This is a genomic window from Galbibacter sp. PAP.153 (assembly GCF_037029175.1).
Lineage (GTDB): Bacteria > Bacteroidota > Bacteroidia > Flavobacteriales > Flavobacteriaceae > Galbibacter > Galbibacter pacificus.
Map to the genome: position 1 here is coordinate 81,577 of NZ_JAZEUN010000017.1, position 17,105 is coordinate 98,681.

Sequence of the window (17,105 nt, forward strand, 5' to 3'; positions counted from 1 at the left end):
AGTGGGGCATTCTTTAATTTTATGAGCATTTCTTATATTTTCTATGCCATGGAATCCAGTATTGCTTTAATATCGGCTTCGGTTGTATCTGGATTGATAAAGCAAAAACGTGAAACGGTCTCAAAGCTATCGCCCTGGCGCCATTTGGTAGGCGTTACCAGTGCAAAGCCATCGCGGTGGTTTTTATAGGTCCAATTCCTGTAATCGTCGGGGGTCCATCCTTTGCGCCTATATAGTACACAGGATAAACTTGGCTCGCGCACCAGTTCTACATTTGGGTCTTCCTCGATTAGCTTCCCCGCAAGCTTGGCAAGCTTGATGCCCTGTTCTACCGCCCATTTGTATTTATCGGTTCCGTGCATGGCTAGCGAAAACCATAAAGGCAACCCCCTTACACGGCGCGTTAATTGTATTTGGTACTCAGATGGATTGAAGCCATGTGCCCCTTCATCCTTAAATATATCCAGGTAAGAGCCTTCTTGTGTATGTGCATTTTTTGCCAATTGTGGGTTTTTATAAATAATGGCCCCACAATCGTAAGGAGAGAACAACCATTTGTGCGGATCGATGGTAATACTATCGCAACGCTCTACACCCTTGAACAAATGCTTCACGGAATCGGCGGCAAGGGCACCGCCACCATATGCTGCGTCTATATGGAACCAAAGTTTTTCCCTTTGGCATATGTTAGCTATACCGTCCAGGTCGTCTATAATACCGGCATTGGTAGTGCCGCCCGTGGCAACAACGGCAAATAAGCGTTTGCGCTGGTGCGGTGTAAGGCTTTTTATTTTTTCTTCCAGATATTGTCCTTTCATCTGGTCTTCGGTTTCTACCAACAGGACATCGGCATCTATTACTTTGGCCATTGACTTTATAGAGGAGTGTGCCCCGATAGAAGTTATAATCAATCCCTTTTCACCTTGGTTATTTTCATCCTTTCGCCACTCTTCACGGGCTGTTACCATTGCCGAAAGGTTGGCGGCAGTGCCCCCGCTGGTAAATACGCCAAAAGCTCCTCTGGGCATGCCCGTTAGGGAGACCAACCACTTCATGGCTTCGTTTTCGCAGTAGATACCGCCCGCACCTTCCATCCAATAAGCCCCGTGGATGCTCGATGCCGAGGTTACCAGGTCGAACATTATGGCGGCCCGTGTAGGCGATGCCGGCACAAATGCCAAATGCCTGGGGTGGTCTATGGGGACGGTGGCTTTTATAAGTACATCCTTAAATAGCTGGAAGGCCTTTTCGCCCCCAATACCTTTTGCCGTTACGGTCTCTCCTACCAATGCCTTTAGCTCTTCTTCCTTTTTAGGCTTTCCTAGCTCGGGGGAGATCATTGTAATCCTGTTCAAGGCGTACTTCATGACATCGAGTGTCATTTCTACGCTGTCCATATCTATATTGTGCATAAAATCTCTTTTTGGCAAAGGTATGCTTTTGTTCGGTTTTCAATAGAATTTGCTATCTTTATAAAAAGCCAATAGATGAAGACCAACGCTTATTTTAGAACCGCCAAGCAGGAATTGCTGGATGCCATTAAAGATGTAAAGCACCCTTTTAGGTATTTTACCATGGCTACCATTGGCATAAACCATAGTCCTAGGCTACGCACAGTAGTACTTAGGGAAGTACAGGACGATTTGGCCTTAACCATCTATACCGACAAGCGTTCTAAAAAAGTTACGCACCTAAAGGAAAACAATAATGTGTGCCTGCTTTTTTTTAACCATAACGAGATGCTGCAACTTAAAGTTGATGGCAAGGCTTTTCTGGAAGCAGATGAAAAAATAATACAGCATGGGTGGAAACAGGTTAAAGTTTCTTCTAAAAAAGACTATAGTACCTCAAGGGATCCCGGTACGAAGATTAAAGATCCCGAAATGATAGAGTATTTGGAGAATGTAAACCATTTTGCTATTATCCATATTATTCCCTCTAAAATAGAATACCTTCAATTGAAGAAAGATAAGCACATAAGGGTGCTTTATGCTAAAGAACCTACCGGATGGGAAGGCACTTTTTTGGTTCCATAAAACAATTGACGGTTGTTTGTTCCGGATCTCAGGTTTTAAATACTACTTTGCCTAATTTGGGTTGCCCCTTTTTCTTAGTTAGCTGTCCAGCAGGAATATTGTTACTATTTGTCTATGGTTCTAAAGGTAAGATTTACCCTTGGCCTATTTATTAGTTTTGTGGGCGGCAATCTATGCAGCCAATGCGTTTGCGTGGTGCCTTTCATGACGAGTAAACTTCCGTGGGCCAAAGTAATTGTTACTTTTTCTTTGGTTGTTTTGTGCTTAAAGGCAAATTTTCGTTCGGCGCCAAAGCTCAAGGAGGCAATGGTCCCGTTCTTTTTCAGGTCTTTTTCGGCATCGCTGTGCCATGCCATGCCTTCGCTGCCATCGTGATATAGGTTTAAGAGACAGGAGTTGAACGTTTCGCCGGTTCTTTGCTCTACCGTGCCTTTGAGGTCCAAAAGTGCTTGGGTCCATGGCAGCGCCCGCTTTGTAGTGTTGGAATAAGTGTAGGAAAAGGGTTTGTTTGCATACCAGGCCACCTTTCTTTTGGTAATTATCCTTTTTCCAAATACTATGGCCTCGTCGTTTTTCCATTGTATGGAGCTTAACAGCGTGTTTAAATAGCTATTGGCCTCTTGGGCGGCAAACAATTTACCATAGTAATTTACGGTTCCGTCTTTGGGCAATAGGTTTTGTGTTGTATCTATCTCGTTATTGAACAAGTCCATTTTTCCATGTTTTATATGCTTGCTTCATACAATGCCCGCATGGGCGGTAGTTGTTTATGACAGCTTCTTTTTCTGTTTTGAAAAACACGCGGTTTTCTTTTTGCATGCGTTTTCCCGATTTGCAGTTTAATGTGCCATAAATTTTAAGTCTTTTGTTTCCTGCAAGACATATTTGTCCATTTTTTATCATGCCATGCAAAGTTAAGGATGTTATTTGTTGATGTTGTACCATGTTATTATCTCTTTTATTTAATGCCTCTTTTAATTGTTCGGGCAGGGATAGCAGCGTAAATCCTTTTGTGAGGCACGAACAAAAGATTGCAGTGGATAGCCCGGCCGGAATGAAATGGAGGGCCCGCCAAAATAGTATTAGCTAAGTGCATCGTGAAAAATAATGCCCAATGTATGCCTTTGGCCATGGTGCAATTGGCTAACCCCGTGCTTTATGCGGGCACGGTAATAGCCTTTTGTGCCCTTTATGGGCCTAAAGTTGGTGGTAAAGATAAGCATATCTCCTTTTTGGGGCCTTAAAACCATTGCCTTGGATTGTGCCCTTGGCGTTTGCTGGGTAAGTACAAACTCGCCGCCGGAATAGTCAATATCGGGTTGGTCTAAAAACAGGACTGCTTGCAGGGGGAAGTATATGTCTCCGTACAAATCCTGATGCAAGGTGTTAAAACCTCCTTTGCCGTATTTTAATATAAGGGGCGTTGGCTTTAATTGATTGTTTTTGTGGCACTGTTCAAGTAATTCCCGTAATGTTTCCGGGAATTTTCTGTCAATCTTTAAAACTTTCATCCACAAATTGGCAATTGGCGCTAATTTTGGGTATAATCCTTGGCGTATTTCCCGTACAATTTTGGGCAAAGGGTAATTAAAGTATTTGTATTCGCCCAAGCCAAAACGATAACGTTCCATGACCACGGTTTTTCGGTATGCACTTACCGATGGATATAGGCCGATTAAGGTATTGCATTGCTTTTGGTTTATAAATTTGGGCACAATTGCATAACCTTTTTCGTGCATTTGGGCAGTTACGGTATTCCAATCTATTGTTGCTATTTTAGTGTTGATGCTTTCCATTTATTCTACGTTTGTTTTAGCGGCCTCCCAGCCAATTATGGCAGATTTTCGGGTGCTTCCCCACATATAGCCCCCCGTGTTCCCGGTAGACTGTATAACCCGGTGGCACGGGATTAAATATGCTACGGGATTGTTGCCAATAGCGGTCCCGATGGCCCGTGATGCCTTTGGCATGTCTATTTTTTTGGCAACGGCCCCATAGGTCGAGAGGTTTCCCTTGGGGATTTTTAAAAGGGTTTCCCAAACTTTTAGTTGAAAGGGAGTGCCTTTTAAATGCAACTTTATTTGGTTGCCCTTGCTCCAATCTTCACGGAAAATGAAAAGTGCATTTTGTTGGATTTTATCCACCATTTGATGATATTCTGCATTGGGGAACCTGCTTTTTAACGTATAAAAGGCTTCTTCCTTGTTGTTTAAAAAAGCCATATGGCAAATTCCCTTTGGTGTGGAGGCTACTATAATCTGCCCGAACGGGCTTTCGGCAAAACTGTAGTTTATACGTAGGTTTTCGCCTTTGTTTTTGTATTCGCCGGGCGTCATTCCCTCTATGTTTATAAATAAATCGTGTAAACGGCTAGTACCCGAAAGTCCGGTTTGGTAAGCGGTGTCGAATAATGTGGGCCGACCTTTGTTTAACAACCGTTTTGCATATTCAATGCTTAAATACTGCATAAATTTTTTTGGACTTACCCCCGCCCAATCGGTAAACAACCGTTGAAAGTGAAACGGACTTAAATGTACCTGCTCCGCTATATGCTCTAAAGAAGGCTGTTCCTTAAAATGCGCCTTAATATACTGTATGGCCTCGGCAATTCTATTGTAATTGAGTTCTTCTTGCGGTGTCATTTTTCTTTATGTTTTATAGAAGCAAAAATATATTGCTTTTGAAGGCCTTAAAACCTGATTCTTGCTAAACATATGTGTTTTAACTATTGGTATTGTTCATCTCTTATAAAAGTAACTCTATTTTAATTGCCAAAAACAAATAATCCCTTCGGATTATCTTGAAAAAAGAACAGCTATCCCACTGGGTTACACACAAATATTGTAACAAATGTGGTCCTGGCTAGTCTTCATAATAAACAATAGCCTTATGAAGCCATTAACGGTGTTATTTTTATGCGTAACATTCGCCATTCAAGCACAGAAAAGCGAAAATGAAAACAAAATTGAAGTGCTAACACTTGCTACGTTCCATTTTGACTTCCCAAACCTAGACGTGCAACAGGTTGAAGATTCCGATAAAATAGATATTTATGAGAAGCGTTATCAAAAAGAAATAAATGAGATTGTTAAAAAACTAAGCGCGTTTAAGCCTACTATTATTGCAATAGAACTTCGACCTGAAGAGCAGGCAAAAGCCGATTCGCTCTATAATTTATTTCTTGAAGGCATCTATAAATTGCAAAGAGCCGAATACCAACAAATAGGATTTAGGCTTGCCAAACAATTAAAGTTAAAGAAACTGTATTGTGTAGATGAGTGGGGCAACTTTACCCAGTCCGTTGAAAAAGTAATAAATGGAAATGACTCCATTAACCGTAAGAAATTTGTAAAATATGTTGAAAACAACCCGGATGCCCCGCTAAAGAACATAAGAAAAGACATATATAAGTCTGAAGGTATTCTGGAACAACTAAAAATGATGAACAACCCTGAAGTTATAAAGAAAAGTTTGGGAAATTATCTATTGGGCCCTTTTAAATATGAGATAAATGAAGGCGATTTTTTTGGTGTTGATTTTGAAACGGGAAGATGGTTTAGTAGAAACCTTAAAATATTTAGAAATATACAGCGTATAAAAACCGATCCGTCTAATCGGATTTTAATAATATTTGGGGCAGACCATATGAATCTATTAAACATTTTCTTTGACAGTTCTCCTGAATTTAAGCTCGTTGACACGAACGTTTATTTAAAGTAAGATTACAAAAAAACCGCAAAATAAGTACTTTGCGGTTTTTTCTATATTAACATTGGGGTTATTTGGTATAAAACCCTTTATTTTTTTACTGAAAATTTATATACAGAAACCGTATGGTATTCTTCTCCCGGGTTTAAGGTAATGGATGGGAAGTCTGGTTGATTGGGCGCATCTGGAAAATGCTGGGTTTCCAATGCAAAAGCAGTTCTAAAATCGTCTTTAGCCCCCGACTTGAAGGTGTTTTTGCTTTGCATGAAATTTCCGCTGTAGAATTGTACGCCCGGTTCCTGGCTTACAACATCCATTTCAATCCCCGATTTATCCCCAACAATGGTTGCCACATGGTTCATACTATCTTCCTTGGCACCAGTTAACACATAATTATGGTCGTAGCCCATTCCGTTTTTTAGTTGCTCGTTATCGGTTTCTATGCGTTCCCCAATAGTATGCGGATCGGTAAAATTGAACGGGGTCCCGGCTACCGGTTTTAATTCTCCCGTGGGAATCAAACCGGCATCGACCGGAGTGAACTTATCGGCATAAATTTGAACTTGATGACCTAAAATAGTCCCGCTCCCCTCACCATTTAAATTAAAAAAGGCATGGTTGGTTAAATTTACCACCGTGGGCGCGTCTGTAGTTGCGCTGTATTCCATCTTTACGGCATTATCGTTGGTAATGGAATAGGTAACCGTTACGTCCAGGTTCCCCGGAAAACCTTCTTCCATATCGGGGGAATGGTATTTAAGTACCAATGTATGTTCGTTTACCTTTTCGGCGTCCCAAATAACATCCTGAAAACCTTTGTTTCCTCCATGAAGGGTATTACCATTGTTATTGGTGGGGATTATATATTGTTTTCCGTTTAAAGTAAACCTTCCCTTTGCAATTCGGTTGCCAACCCTTCCAATGGTAGCTCCAAAATATGGTTCGGTAGACTCCATATACCCTTTAGCACTGTTCATACCCACGACAACATCGGTCATTTTACCATTTTTATCGGGCACCCATAAACCTACTATACGCCCACCGTAATTGGTAAAGGCCGCTTTTAGGTTTTTATTCTGAATCCAATATAATTGTACTTTTTTCCCGTTTACAATAGTATCGAAAGCTTCTGAATTAATTAAAGTTGCAATGGAATCCTTGGTAACCACCTCAACGGTTTCTCCTTGAGATGCTGCCTCTTCTTTTTTGTTTTGCTTACACGCCACTACACTGATTATTCCTGCCAGCAAAAGAGCCATGAAGATTTTTGACTTGTACATGTTTATTTATTGTTTAGTTTTTTTATTAAATCTACTTCATCCTGCCTGTAAGGAGTTCCGTCTTTTCTAAATATATCGTGGAACCACTCAATAGGTTCTTCTCCACTGCTTATGGGCGTGTCCCAAGCATAAATGGTATTTGTTTTACCATTTACCAATCCCCAATTTATGGCCCCGATGTTATGCTCTTTAAGCATTGGCAGTATATTGGAAAAACGACTGTCTCTGGTTCTTGCCATGTATTCGGTACAAATAAGCGGGCGTCCAAAGGATTCTAATAATTGTATTACGCGCAAGTGCCATTCGGGTGCTTCGTAATCATGGTAGGTAACAATGTCGGAGTTTGTTACCTGAAATTCGTTAAGTTCTTTTTCGTTCCATTTCCAGATACCTACACTTATAGGTTGCGATGGGTTTACCTCGCGTGCCCAGGTAAAAACTTGTTTTAGCAATGGCAAAGACTCGCTGCTTTTGCCGTTGTTTCCGGGTTCGTTGTACAAATCCCACAGCAATACGCGATTGTCGTTGGCAAAAGTTTTTATGATATCTTTTACATATGTTTCCAGTTCAGGAAAATTTGCCTCGTTTTTTGATGCCGGATATCCTGGGTCCTGCATCCACCCGGAATTATGGGTTCCCGGCTTTGGTTCGCGCTGCTTCCCTATCTTTGGGTTGGCGTCCCAAACGTCATCAAAAATAACCAAGATGGTTTGTATGCCGTGTTTATTAGCTATTTTTAAATATTGGTCTACCCTTTTCTTAAATCCTTCTTTGTCTGCCTTATACGCCAGACTGTGCAAATACACACGCATGGTGTTAAATCCAATTCCTTCGGCATAGCCTAGTTCCCGGTCGATGGTTTCGGGGTCGAAAGTATCTTCTTGCCACATTTCTAATTGATTAATGGCCGTACTCGGGATAAAGTTGGCACCACTTATCCATTTATGCTGTGCATACCAGTTATTGGCTTTCTCGGCAGACCATTTGTTTTTTATAAGCACATCTTTTTTCTGGGCCATCCCCAAGTTGCACATAAGAAGCGTTACAGCTACAATAAGTATTTTTTTCATTGTTCTCTATTTTTATAATTAGTGTTCTTTTTTTAACTATTTGACCACGGGAAATGCAACAATTCTAAGCTTTGTAAAACCAATGGGCACCAAACTGATGGATTCTTCCTTTTTGGAAACTTCGCCTTTATAAAAACCTTCCCTTCCCGTTACCGGTAAATATGCCAAACCATTGATGGCCTTCCAATCGGGGATTTGTTTTGCGTTTACTTTTATTTCAAGTGGTGCATTTTCCAAATTCCATTTAAAGTCATCGTTCAGTCCTTTTGCAATTACTTCGGTATTGTTTGCAATTGTTTTTAATTCTTCTTGAAGCAAGCCATAATTCCAGTTGGAATCGGTATGGACGGTAAAATATTTACCTTCATGTTCCTCGTTGCCTTCGTTCCACTTTTCATTTAATTTCAATCCGTAAACCAAGGGGCCACGCTCAATGGCACGCGAGTTTTCTGCCCATTCAGAAGCACGTACTTCCATAGGGAGCTTTAGTTTTACCACATCGCCGTTTTTCCAGCTTCTGTTAAGCGTTACAATTTCTTTGTCCTTCTCGAAGGACACTTTTTCACCGTTAACGGTTATTGAAGGTGCTGTGCACCATTTTGGGATTCTCAACTCAAAAGGAAAGGTTATTTCATCTTCAACAGAAATTTTAAAATCAATTTCGTCTCCAAAAGGATAAGCAGTATCTTCCTCTATGGTTACCGTTTTATTTTTAATGGTGGTCGAAATTGTATTTGGACTGTAAACCAGTGCCGCCAAGCCGTCCTGCTGATTTTTATACCACAAATGTTGTGTAAATTTGGTCCATCCTTGGTGCATGTTTACATAGCAACAGGTATAACCGCTTTTTGCCCCCAAAACATTGTTCATTTCGCGGTTAAACGGCAAGGTAAAAGCATATACCCCCCTGTCTATTTCAATTTGGTTGGCTATTTGGAAGTATTGTTTTTCGTTAAAATCGTCGGTAGTTTGTGCCGGAAGCGCATTAAACGTTGCCCGCTCTAATGCATCCATATAGAATGGGTCTCCGGTAATCCCTATAATTTCTTCCAATGAAAACATGGCCTCGACCACGGCACAAAGTTCGGTTCCCTGTATGGGCGCATTCCCGTGCAGGTCTTCATCGGCAGAAAAAATTCCGTTGGGAAGCCCATGGAGAGTCATTAAATCGCTAAATCCAACTTTGGTAGCCTTTAAATAAGCCGAATCGCCCGTACGCTGGTAATTTTCGGCAGGTTCCTTTATGGCCATTCCAACATTTACACCATGGCGGTGCATCCAGCTTTCTCCATTGGGGTGCGCAGCAGCGTTTATTACCCAATCGCGGTTGCCAAGCCATTCGCTCCATGCAAAAGACTGTTCTTTAATTTTATTGGCCAGTTGCAACAGTTTTTCATCTTTGGTAATGGTATACAACCATTGTGCAATACGCATGTTTTCAACACCGCGGGATTGTGCCCATTCTGTCCACTTTCCAATTGGGCAGGTATCTAAAGTAGCCCATTGATAATCGAAATATTTTTTCATGAACGGAATTACACGTTCGTCTTGCGTTGCCGTATAATATTGCTGAATCACTTTTAGCATTACCATTCTTGGCCACCAATCTTCGCCTTTATCGCAATGGGCTATATCTACTTTGTTCCCTGTTTCCCGTTCCCACTCGGTTATGGGGCCGAAATAACCGGACGGTCGTTGGTTTTCTATACTCCAATCGATGTACTTTTTTACTTTTTGCTGAAGTTTTTCATCATCCAATTGATAGGCCAACGGCACTGCACCATCCAGCCAATAAGGTGTTTCCTCCCAATCATCGCCCTTGCCGCCAAGCCAACCGTTATCAATTTTTATCTTGTCGTAAATCTCGTCCATATGCCCGGTTGAATTATCGCGCATTATGGCTAGCTGGTCTTTAAGCCAACCTTTTGGTTGGATCTCTCCCAACGCGACTTCATTATAAACCGACGCTACATAGTTGGTTCCCTTTAATTCTACTTTATTCTTGCTTTCCGTTTCTTTATTGCACGATAGGAACACTAATGTTACCAAAACTGAAACTGCAATGAATTTACTTTTCTCGATGTTCGTTTTCATAATTATTTTGAAGGTATTGGTAGTTTTGTATCTTCTGAAACAGGCTCGCCTACATACGGGCTTCCATCTTCCTGCCAATGTACCCGTTGCATCCTTGGCGACCTGAAGCCACCGCATCCCTGTCCCGGCTCTGAATTGGCATGGTACAGGATCCAATCTTCTTTCCCGTCCGGTGATTTAAAAAAAGAATTATGTCCGGGTGCATACACTCCGTTTTTTGGAGACTGTGTTAACAGAGGTTTTTTTTGTTTTTCCCAATTGGAAGGGTCCAGCAAGTTTTCTTGTCCCGTAAACTTAAGTACCCCCAAACTGTAATAATCGGTCCAGCAACCACTCGCCGAAAAGATTATAAAAATAGCATTGTTATGTTGAAGAAACTGCGGTCCTTCGTTTACATTTACATGCGGTGGGTTTATGGGGTCGTTTAAATCGCCGTGCTTTTCCCAATTAAAAGTCGGAGATGCAATTTTAACACGGTCTCCTTCAATTTCAAGCGGGTTCTTCATTTTGGCTATAAATATGTCCTGTTGTCCATTTTGGTCTCCTTCCCATCCGGACCAGATCATGTAATATTGGTCTTTATAATTAAAAACATTCCCATCTATTGCCCATTTATCTGTTTTTGCGGCTATTTTTCCTTTAAACTCCCAATTATCGGAAAAAGGATCCTTGCTTTCGTTCTCGATAACATACATTCTGTGCGTGTTATTATCTCCATTATCAGCAGCAAAATAAACATACCATTTACCCTCTAGGTAATGTACTTCCGGGGCCCATATATCTTTAGAGTAAAGCCCCGTTTTTGGCGGGGTCCAAATGGTTTTCTTTTCGGCTGAAGCCAAATTTGCCAAATTCTTTGTTTTCCAAAGCACTATTTTGTTTCCCATGGTATGGGTATAATAGTAATATCCATTTACGTGCACGCTAAAGGGATCTGCACCCGATGGCAATAAGGGATTGGTAAATTCTTTTTGCTGTGCACATACGGTCAAAGAGCATAGCAGGAACAAAAAATATAATTGTTTCATGATTTTTACGGTTGGTTTTTCTATTTTTTTATTGATGTTATCCTGTTTTGTTTATATAATTTGTTGCAACTTCGGTCTTGAACGATATTGTTGAAGTTTATCAAGGCCGTTTATACTATTTGGCTTCATTTAATCGCTATCCTTTACCTTTAATTAATTCACAATAATTTATCATCTAAATAATTTGGCGTATTGTACATTGCCATATCATTAAAAAAACACATTTGTTTTTATTGAATTCTCCGTTATATCAAAATAGGCTAAATTAACCGTGTTTATAGCATATCGATTGTGTCATTCTTTCGTAAAATTCGTCCAAAGTGCTACTAAATGTATACTTTTTATGATAGTTGAAACAAATTGAATGATTATGAAACAAAATGTATAAGTATTATTAGTACATTTTGGCAAAATTTATAAAGTTGAAAAAAAGCCTGCTGTTTTCCATTTTTTTTATGCTCTTGAGCACTGTTATTTATGCCCAAGAATACTATTTAAAACATTATCAAGTAGATAATGGCCTGTCTCATAATTCCGTTATATCCTCCTTGCAGGATAACCATGGTTTTTTATGGTTTGGAACAAAGGACGGCTTAAACCGTTTTGACGGTTATTCTTTTAAGTTATATCAAAACGACCCGCAGGATACAACCAGTATAGGCAGCAATTTTATACAGAAATTGCATCAATACAAAGGTTTTTTATGGGTTGGTACCGACAATGGTTTGTACAAGTTTGACGAACTGCATGAAACTTTCGAGCTATTGGAGCTTACCCAAAACCAATCTGTCCAGGATATAGAGACCGACGCACACGGAAATTTATGGTTTATTGCAGGTGCAACCTTGTATAAATACAATATTGAGAAGAAAAAATATATAGTTTTTGATCCCGCCGACTTTTTTGGGGCATTGAGCATTACCAAATCGCAGGACAATACGCTCTGGGTTGCTTCTTTTAACCAGCTGTATAAGTACGACCCCGATAAAATATCTTTTACGCCCATGGGAATAGCCCCCATAGAAAACACAATCTTCCCTTTTATAATATCGACCATATATGCACTTAACTCACACACCATTCTAATTGGTACACAAAATCATGGCGTTATAGAATACAACACCCAAAGTGGCACACAAAAAAGATTGCTAGCCAATGAGAGCGGCCCAGTTTATGTAAGGAACTTTGCCAAAAAGGGAGCGGGAGAATTGTGGATTGCAACCGAAAACGGGGTATATATATACAACATTCAAGATAAGACATACGACCATATACAAAAAAAATATACCGATGACTATGCCTTGTCCGACAATGCGGTATATACCATTACGGTAGACAATGAACAGGGCGTATGGATGGGCACCTATTTTAGGGGAATTAACTATTACCCAAAACAATACACGCCCTTTAAAAAGTATTTTCCAAAGCTTAATGAAAATTCTTTGAGCGGGAACATTGTTAGGGAGATTACCAAAGATAAATATGGCAACCTATGGCTGGGTACCGAAGATGCCGGCCTGAATAAATTTAACCTGAAAACCAAAAAGTTCACCAGTTACAATCCGCTTAAAAACAATACCGGGCTTGCCTATTATAACATTCACGGTATACTGCCCGATAGCGATAAACTTTGGGCAGGCACTTTTGAGCATGGCCTGGACGTGCTCGATATCCCTTCTGGAAAAGTAACAAAACATTATGGAATGGGCAGTAAAGGTGGCCTGTTCAGCAATTTTGTCTATGCCGTGCACAAAACAAAAAGCAATGATATCGTTATTTTAACTACGGGCGGCATTCAACAGTACAATGCAGGAAAGGATACCTTTGAAGGCTTTAAGCCTATTCCTGAAAAATACTTTTTTAACTGCTTTATGGAAATTAGCGCTACCGAAGCCTGGGTTGGAAGCTATAGAAACGGGCTTTTTCATTACAATGAAGCTACCGGCAGAAAAGAAGTTTATACATACAACAACAAGAATGCAAATAGCATTAGCAGCAATGCCATAAACGATCTTTACAAAGACCACAAGGGAAACATTTGGGTTACTACCGAAAACGGTTTGAACAAATACCGGCCCGAAACAAACGATTTTGAACGTTTTAATACCAAAGACGGCTTCCCAAGTAACGTAATGTACTCCATTTTAGAAGATAACGATTTTAATTTATGGATTAGCAGCTCCAATGGCCTTGTAAAGTTTAACCCAGAAGACTTCAGCATAAAAACATACACCAAAGCAAACGGACTAATGACCGACCAGTTTAATTACCGCTCTGCATTTAAGGACGATAACGGAGACATGTACTTTGGAAGCGTGGACGGCATGGTGTCTTTTAACCCAGACAATTTTATAAAGAACACATACAACCCGCCTATTTTGTTAACCAACCTTAGGGTCAACAACAAAGAAATTTCTGTAACAGAAAATGGATCGCCGCTCTCAAAATCCATTACCTATTCTGATGAAATCAACCTTAAACACACAGAATCATCGTTTAGCATTGATTTTTCGGCCTTGAGCTTCAATGCCTCGCAAATGACCAAGTATTGGTACCAATTGGAAGGCCTTAACGACGACTGGGTAGAACTTAACAAAAGCCGCACCGCCTATTTTACCAAGCTTCCGCCAGGAAATTACACCCTTAAATACAAAGCCCTTAACAGCAATGGTTCCTGGAGCCGGGGAAAAGACCTCAGAATTATAGTTTCGCCCCCGTTTTGGGCCAGTAATACGGCATATGCTTTCTATTTTCTATTTATTTCAACCATATTGTTTTTTGCGGTACGGTTTTATCACGAACAAACCGAAGAAAAAAACAACCGCAAGATCCGCCAGCTCAACAACAAGAAGGAAAAAGAAATCTATCAGGCTAAAATCGAGTTTTTTACCAACGTGGCCCACGAAATAAGAACCCCGCTTACACTTATTAAAAGCCCACTGGAAAAAATACTAAAGACAACGCAACAAAATGGCTTCTTAAAAGAAAACCTCAACATCATGTCCAAAAACACCTCCCGGCTATTGGACCTTGTTAACCAGTTGCTGGACTTTAGGAGGACAGAAATAGAAGGGGTCGACCTTACTTTTGTAAAGGCAAACATAACCGCTATGGTAAAAAACACCCATACGCGCTTTAGCCAGGCCATTGAAGAAAAAAATGTCTTATTTGAATTTTCTTATCCCGATGAGCCCATACATGCTTATGTAGACAGCGAGGCTCTTAAGAAAATTTTAAGCAATCTCTTTAACAATGCCATTAAATACGCCAAAAACAAGGTATTTGTAACCCTAAAAAGAGACGAGGCAAGCTTTATCCTTATTGTTAAGAACGATGGAGAGCTTATTCCTGCCCATTTAAAAGACAAAATCTTCGAACCTTTTTTCAGGGCGCCCGAAGTAACGCACCAAACAGGAACGGGTATTGGCCTATCGCTGGCACATTCGTTAACCGAACTGCATAAAGGGACACTTTCCCTGGATAATACAGATGTGGCCATGAATACTTTTATATTGAAACTGCCCTTGTTCCAGGAAAAGAAATTTGAACTCTATTCATCAAACACCCTTCCTATAAAAGATACAGGGCTCCCTACAATTTATCATGATGAAGATGATACAGAAGAAGTTAAAAAGACCACCATACTGCTTGTTGAAGACAATGAAGACCTTTTGGACTTTATTGCCAAGGACCTTCGTGAAGATTACTTTGTACACAAGGCCGCATATGCCGAAAAAGCACTGGAAATTATTCAGAACGACAACATACAACTGGTTATAAGCGATGTAATGATGCCCGGAATGGATGGTTTCGAGCTTTGTAAGAAAATAAAAACATCTTTAGAAACCAGCCATATACCCGTTATCCTGTTAACTTCCAAAAGTGCCATAAGCGCTAAGGTAGAAGGACTGGAATCGGGGGCAGATGCTTATATTGAAAAGCCCTTTTCGATAGAATATCTCCATATTCAAATTAAAAACTTATTGGAAAACAGAAAGCACATCATGCAACATTATTCCAGTACGCCATTGGCACATATAAGAAGCATTGCACACTCCAAAACCGATGAATCTTTTATAAAAGCACTGGACAAAGTAATCTATGAAAACATAGCCGACCATAATTTAAGCGTTGAAATACTAGCAGAAATCATGAACATGAGCAGGTCTACGCTCTATAGGAAGATAAAGGACATATCTAACCTTAGCCCTAACGAGCTTATTAACATTACCCGCCTTAAAAAGGCCGCCGAACTGCTCCGGACAGGCGATTACAAAATATACGAGGTATCCGAAATGGTAGGCTACAACTCCCAGACCAGTTTTGGCAGGAATTTTCAAAAACAATTTAACATGACCCCTACCGAATATATAAACAGCAAGGAAGTTTAGTCTATGCACGCTTCTTTTTATAGTAAATCAACCCATAAAATTGATGTTTGCACCCCGCTAAACACTATTCACCTATAAAAATTTAAAAAATTGAAAGCAAAACACCTTATCACAGTATGTTCCTGTGCACTATCTATAGCATTTTCGGCAACGGCACAACAACAGCCCCACACAGCTCCTTCTCCTGTTTACAACGACCCCATATATGATGGTGCTGCCGACCCGGTTATTATCTGGAACAGGCAAGAAAAGAGTTGGTGGATGCTCTATACGGCACGCCGGGCCAATATGCCCACCCCGGACGTATCGGCTTATTACGGCAACAAGGTGGGCATTGCCTCTACCAAAGATCATGGACAAACATGGGTGTTCAGGGGCTACCTAGACCTGGAATTCGAGCGGGGACAAAACACATTTTGGGCCCCCGATGTTGTATACCATAAAGGCACCTACCATATGTACGTGTCGTACATACAAGGAGCAAGGAGCCACTGGGGCGGAAAGTCCAAAATCGTGCACTTAACCAGCAAAAACCTATGGGATTGGAGTTATCAAGGAGGCGTAAGTGCATCTTCAGATAAAGTAATAGACGCTACCCTCTTCCAAAAGGAAGACGGCATATGGCGGATGTGGTACAAAGACGATTCTAAGGGAGGGATTACCATGATGTCGGAGTCCAAAGACCTAAAAACATGGGAAGCAGCACAAAAACCTACAATAGCAGGCGATGCCCATGAGGGACCCAATGTTTTTGAATATAAAGGATACTATTGGATGCTTACCGACGAGTGGCACGGGCTGCGCATATACCGTTCTACAGACCTCAACACCTGGGAAAAACAAGGCTTGATACTCGATACTCCTTCCAAAAGGAAGGACGATACCCCATCTGGGGCACATGGCGATGTAATTACCCTTAAAGACCGGGCTTATATATTTTATTTTACCCATCCGGGGCGTGACAAGCATGGAGTTACCAAACCAGAAAATTCTTTTTATCAAAACCATAGAACCAGCATACAGGTAGCACCAATTACGGTAGAAAATGGCACTTTGAAAGCAAACCGTGACCAACCCTTTGATTATTGGCTTCCCGATGCCGAATAAATAATAGAACACGAATACATATTTTTATAGTGGCCGTACATACATTTTTCTCTTTTAATGCTCCATTCTATGTTTTGTGTGCATAAATCTTCTTTTTTAGTGCTCCATTCTATGTTTTGTGTGCATAAATCTTCTTTTTTAGTACCCTATTCTATGTTTTATATGCGTAAATGTTCTTTTTTGGTACCCCATTCTGTATTTTTTGTCCTTAAATATCTCTTTTTAGTGCTGCATCTGTGTTTTTCTATAATTTTTCTCATTATCTGCTATTGATCATAAAATATTATTTAATGCCTAGAACGCAGTCGAGACCCTATTTATAAAAGTGTTGGGCTTAACAACCTCATGACTATAATCAAGGCAGCCATTGAGATTAATTATGGCTATTTCT

General features: G+C 40.5%; 13 protein-coding genes. 4 read left to right on the forward strand and 9 right to left on the reverse strand.

What is annotated here, in order from left to right; translation table 11 throughout:
• Positions 1–41 precede the first annotated feature (41 nt).
• Positions 42–1,412, reverse strand: coding sequence for an aminotransferase class V-fold PLP-dependent enzyme (locus tag UXI14_RS12285; protein ID WP_335966384.1), 1,371 nt, complete (start codon positions 1,410–1,412; stop codon positions 42–44).
• A 75-nt stretch (positions 1,413–1,487) separates the two neighbouring features.
• Between UXI14_RS12285 and UXI14_RS12290 the strand changes: the two genes are divergently transcribed.
• On the forward strand, positions 1,488–2,036 hold the full coding sequence (locus UXI14_RS12290; RefSeq protein ID WP_277901079.1) for a pyridoxamine 5'-phosphate oxidase family protein: 549 nt from the start codon (positions 1,488–1,490) through the stop codon (positions 2,034–2,036).
• Positions 2,037–2,140: 104 nt separating this feature from the next.
• Here UXI14_RS12290 and UXI14_RS12295 read toward each other — a convergent pair whose 3' ends face one another.
• The 4 genes from UXI14_RS12295 to UXI14_RS12310 all read right to left on the reverse strand — a co-directional run bounded on the left by UXI14_RS12295 (position 2,141) and on the right by UXI14_RS12310 (position 4,678).
• Positions 2,141–2,749 (reverse strand): alpha-ketoglutarate-dependent dioxygenase AlkB, encoded by a 609-nt coding sequence (locus tag UXI14_RS12295; protein ID WP_335966385.1) that lies wholly within the window; start codon positions 2,747–2,749, stop codon positions 2,141–2,143.
• Positions 2,733–2,939 carry an Ada metal-binding domain-containing protein gene (locus UXI14_RS12300; protein WP_335966386.1) on the reverse strand — a complete coding sequence of 69 codons (207 nt, stop codon included), beginning with the start codon at positions 2,937–2,939 and terminating at the stop codon, positions 2,733–2,735. The genes UXI14_RS12295 and UXI14_RS12300 overlap by 17 nt, the downstream gene beginning before the upstream one ends.
• A gap of 179 nt (positions 2,940–3,118) precedes the next feature.
• Positions 3,119–3,832: a 2OG-Fe(II) oxygenase gene (locus UXI14_RS12305; RefSeq protein WP_335966387.1), complete on the reverse strand. Its 714-nt coding sequence runs from the start codon at positions 3,830–3,832 to the stop codon at positions 3,119–3,121.
• On the reverse strand, positions 3,833–4,678 hold the full coding sequence (locus UXI14_RS12310; protein ID WP_335966388.1) for a methylated-DNA--[protein]-cysteine S-methyltransferase: 846 nt from the start codon (positions 4,676–4,678) through the stop codon (positions 3,833–3,835).
• A 247-nt stretch (positions 4,679–4,925) separates the two neighbouring features.
• Here UXI14_RS12310 and UXI14_RS12315 point away from each other — a divergent pair, with 247 nt between their 5' ends.
• Positions 4,926–5,756, forward strand: a complete 831-nt coding sequence (locus tag UXI14_RS12315; RefSeq protein WP_335966390.1) for a DUF5694 domain-containing protein — start codon at positions 4,926–4,928, stop codon at positions 5,754–5,756.
• Positions 5,757–5,833: 77 nt separating this feature from the next.
• Here UXI14_RS12315 and UXI14_RS12320 read toward each other — a convergent pair whose 3' ends face one another.
• From UXI14_RS12320 to UXI14_RS12335, 4 genes are read right to left on the reverse strand one after another with little or no spacing between them, the layout of a single operon-like run.
• Positions 5,834–7,024: an aldose epimerase family protein gene (locus tag UXI14_RS12320; RefSeq protein WP_335966391.1), complete on the reverse strand. Its 1,191-nt coding sequence runs from the start codon at positions 7,022–7,024 to the stop codon at positions 5,834–5,836.
• Between the two features lie 2 nt (positions 7,025–7,026).
• Positions 7,027–8,094: a cellulase family glycosylhydrolase gene (locus UXI14_RS12325; protein ID WP_277901072.1), complete on the reverse strand. Its 1,068-nt coding sequence runs from the start codon at positions 8,092–8,094 to the stop codon at positions 7,027–7,029.
• A gap of 36 nt (positions 8,095–8,130) precedes the next feature.
• Positions 8,131–10,188 (reverse strand): beta-L-arabinofuranosidase domain-containing protein, encoded by a 2,058-nt coding sequence (locus UXI14_RS12330; protein WP_335966392.1) that lies wholly within the window; start codon positions 10,186–10,188, stop codon positions 8,131–8,133.
• A 2-nt stretch (positions 10,189–10,190) separates the two neighbouring features.
• On the reverse strand, positions 10,191–11,216 hold the full coding sequence (locus UXI14_RS12335; RefSeq protein WP_335966393.1) for a glycoside hydrolase family 43 protein: 1,026 nt from the start codon (positions 11,214–11,216) through the stop codon (positions 10,191–10,193).
• Positions 11,217–11,638: 422 nt separating this feature from the next.
• Between UXI14_RS12335 and UXI14_RS12340 the strand changes: the two genes are divergently transcribed.
• On the forward strand, positions 11,639–15,607 hold the full coding sequence (locus UXI14_RS12340; protein ID WP_335966394.1) for a two-component regulator propeller domain-containing protein: 3,969 nt from the start codon (positions 11,639–11,641) through the stop codon (positions 15,605–15,607).
• A 90-nt stretch (positions 15,608–15,697) separates the two neighbouring features.
• On the forward strand, positions 15,698–16,714 hold the full coding sequence (locus tag UXI14_RS12345; protein WP_335966395.1) for a family 43 glycosylhydrolase: 1,017 nt from the start codon (positions 15,698–15,700) through the stop codon (positions 16,712–16,714).
• Positions 16,715–17,105: the final 391 nt, after the last annotated feature.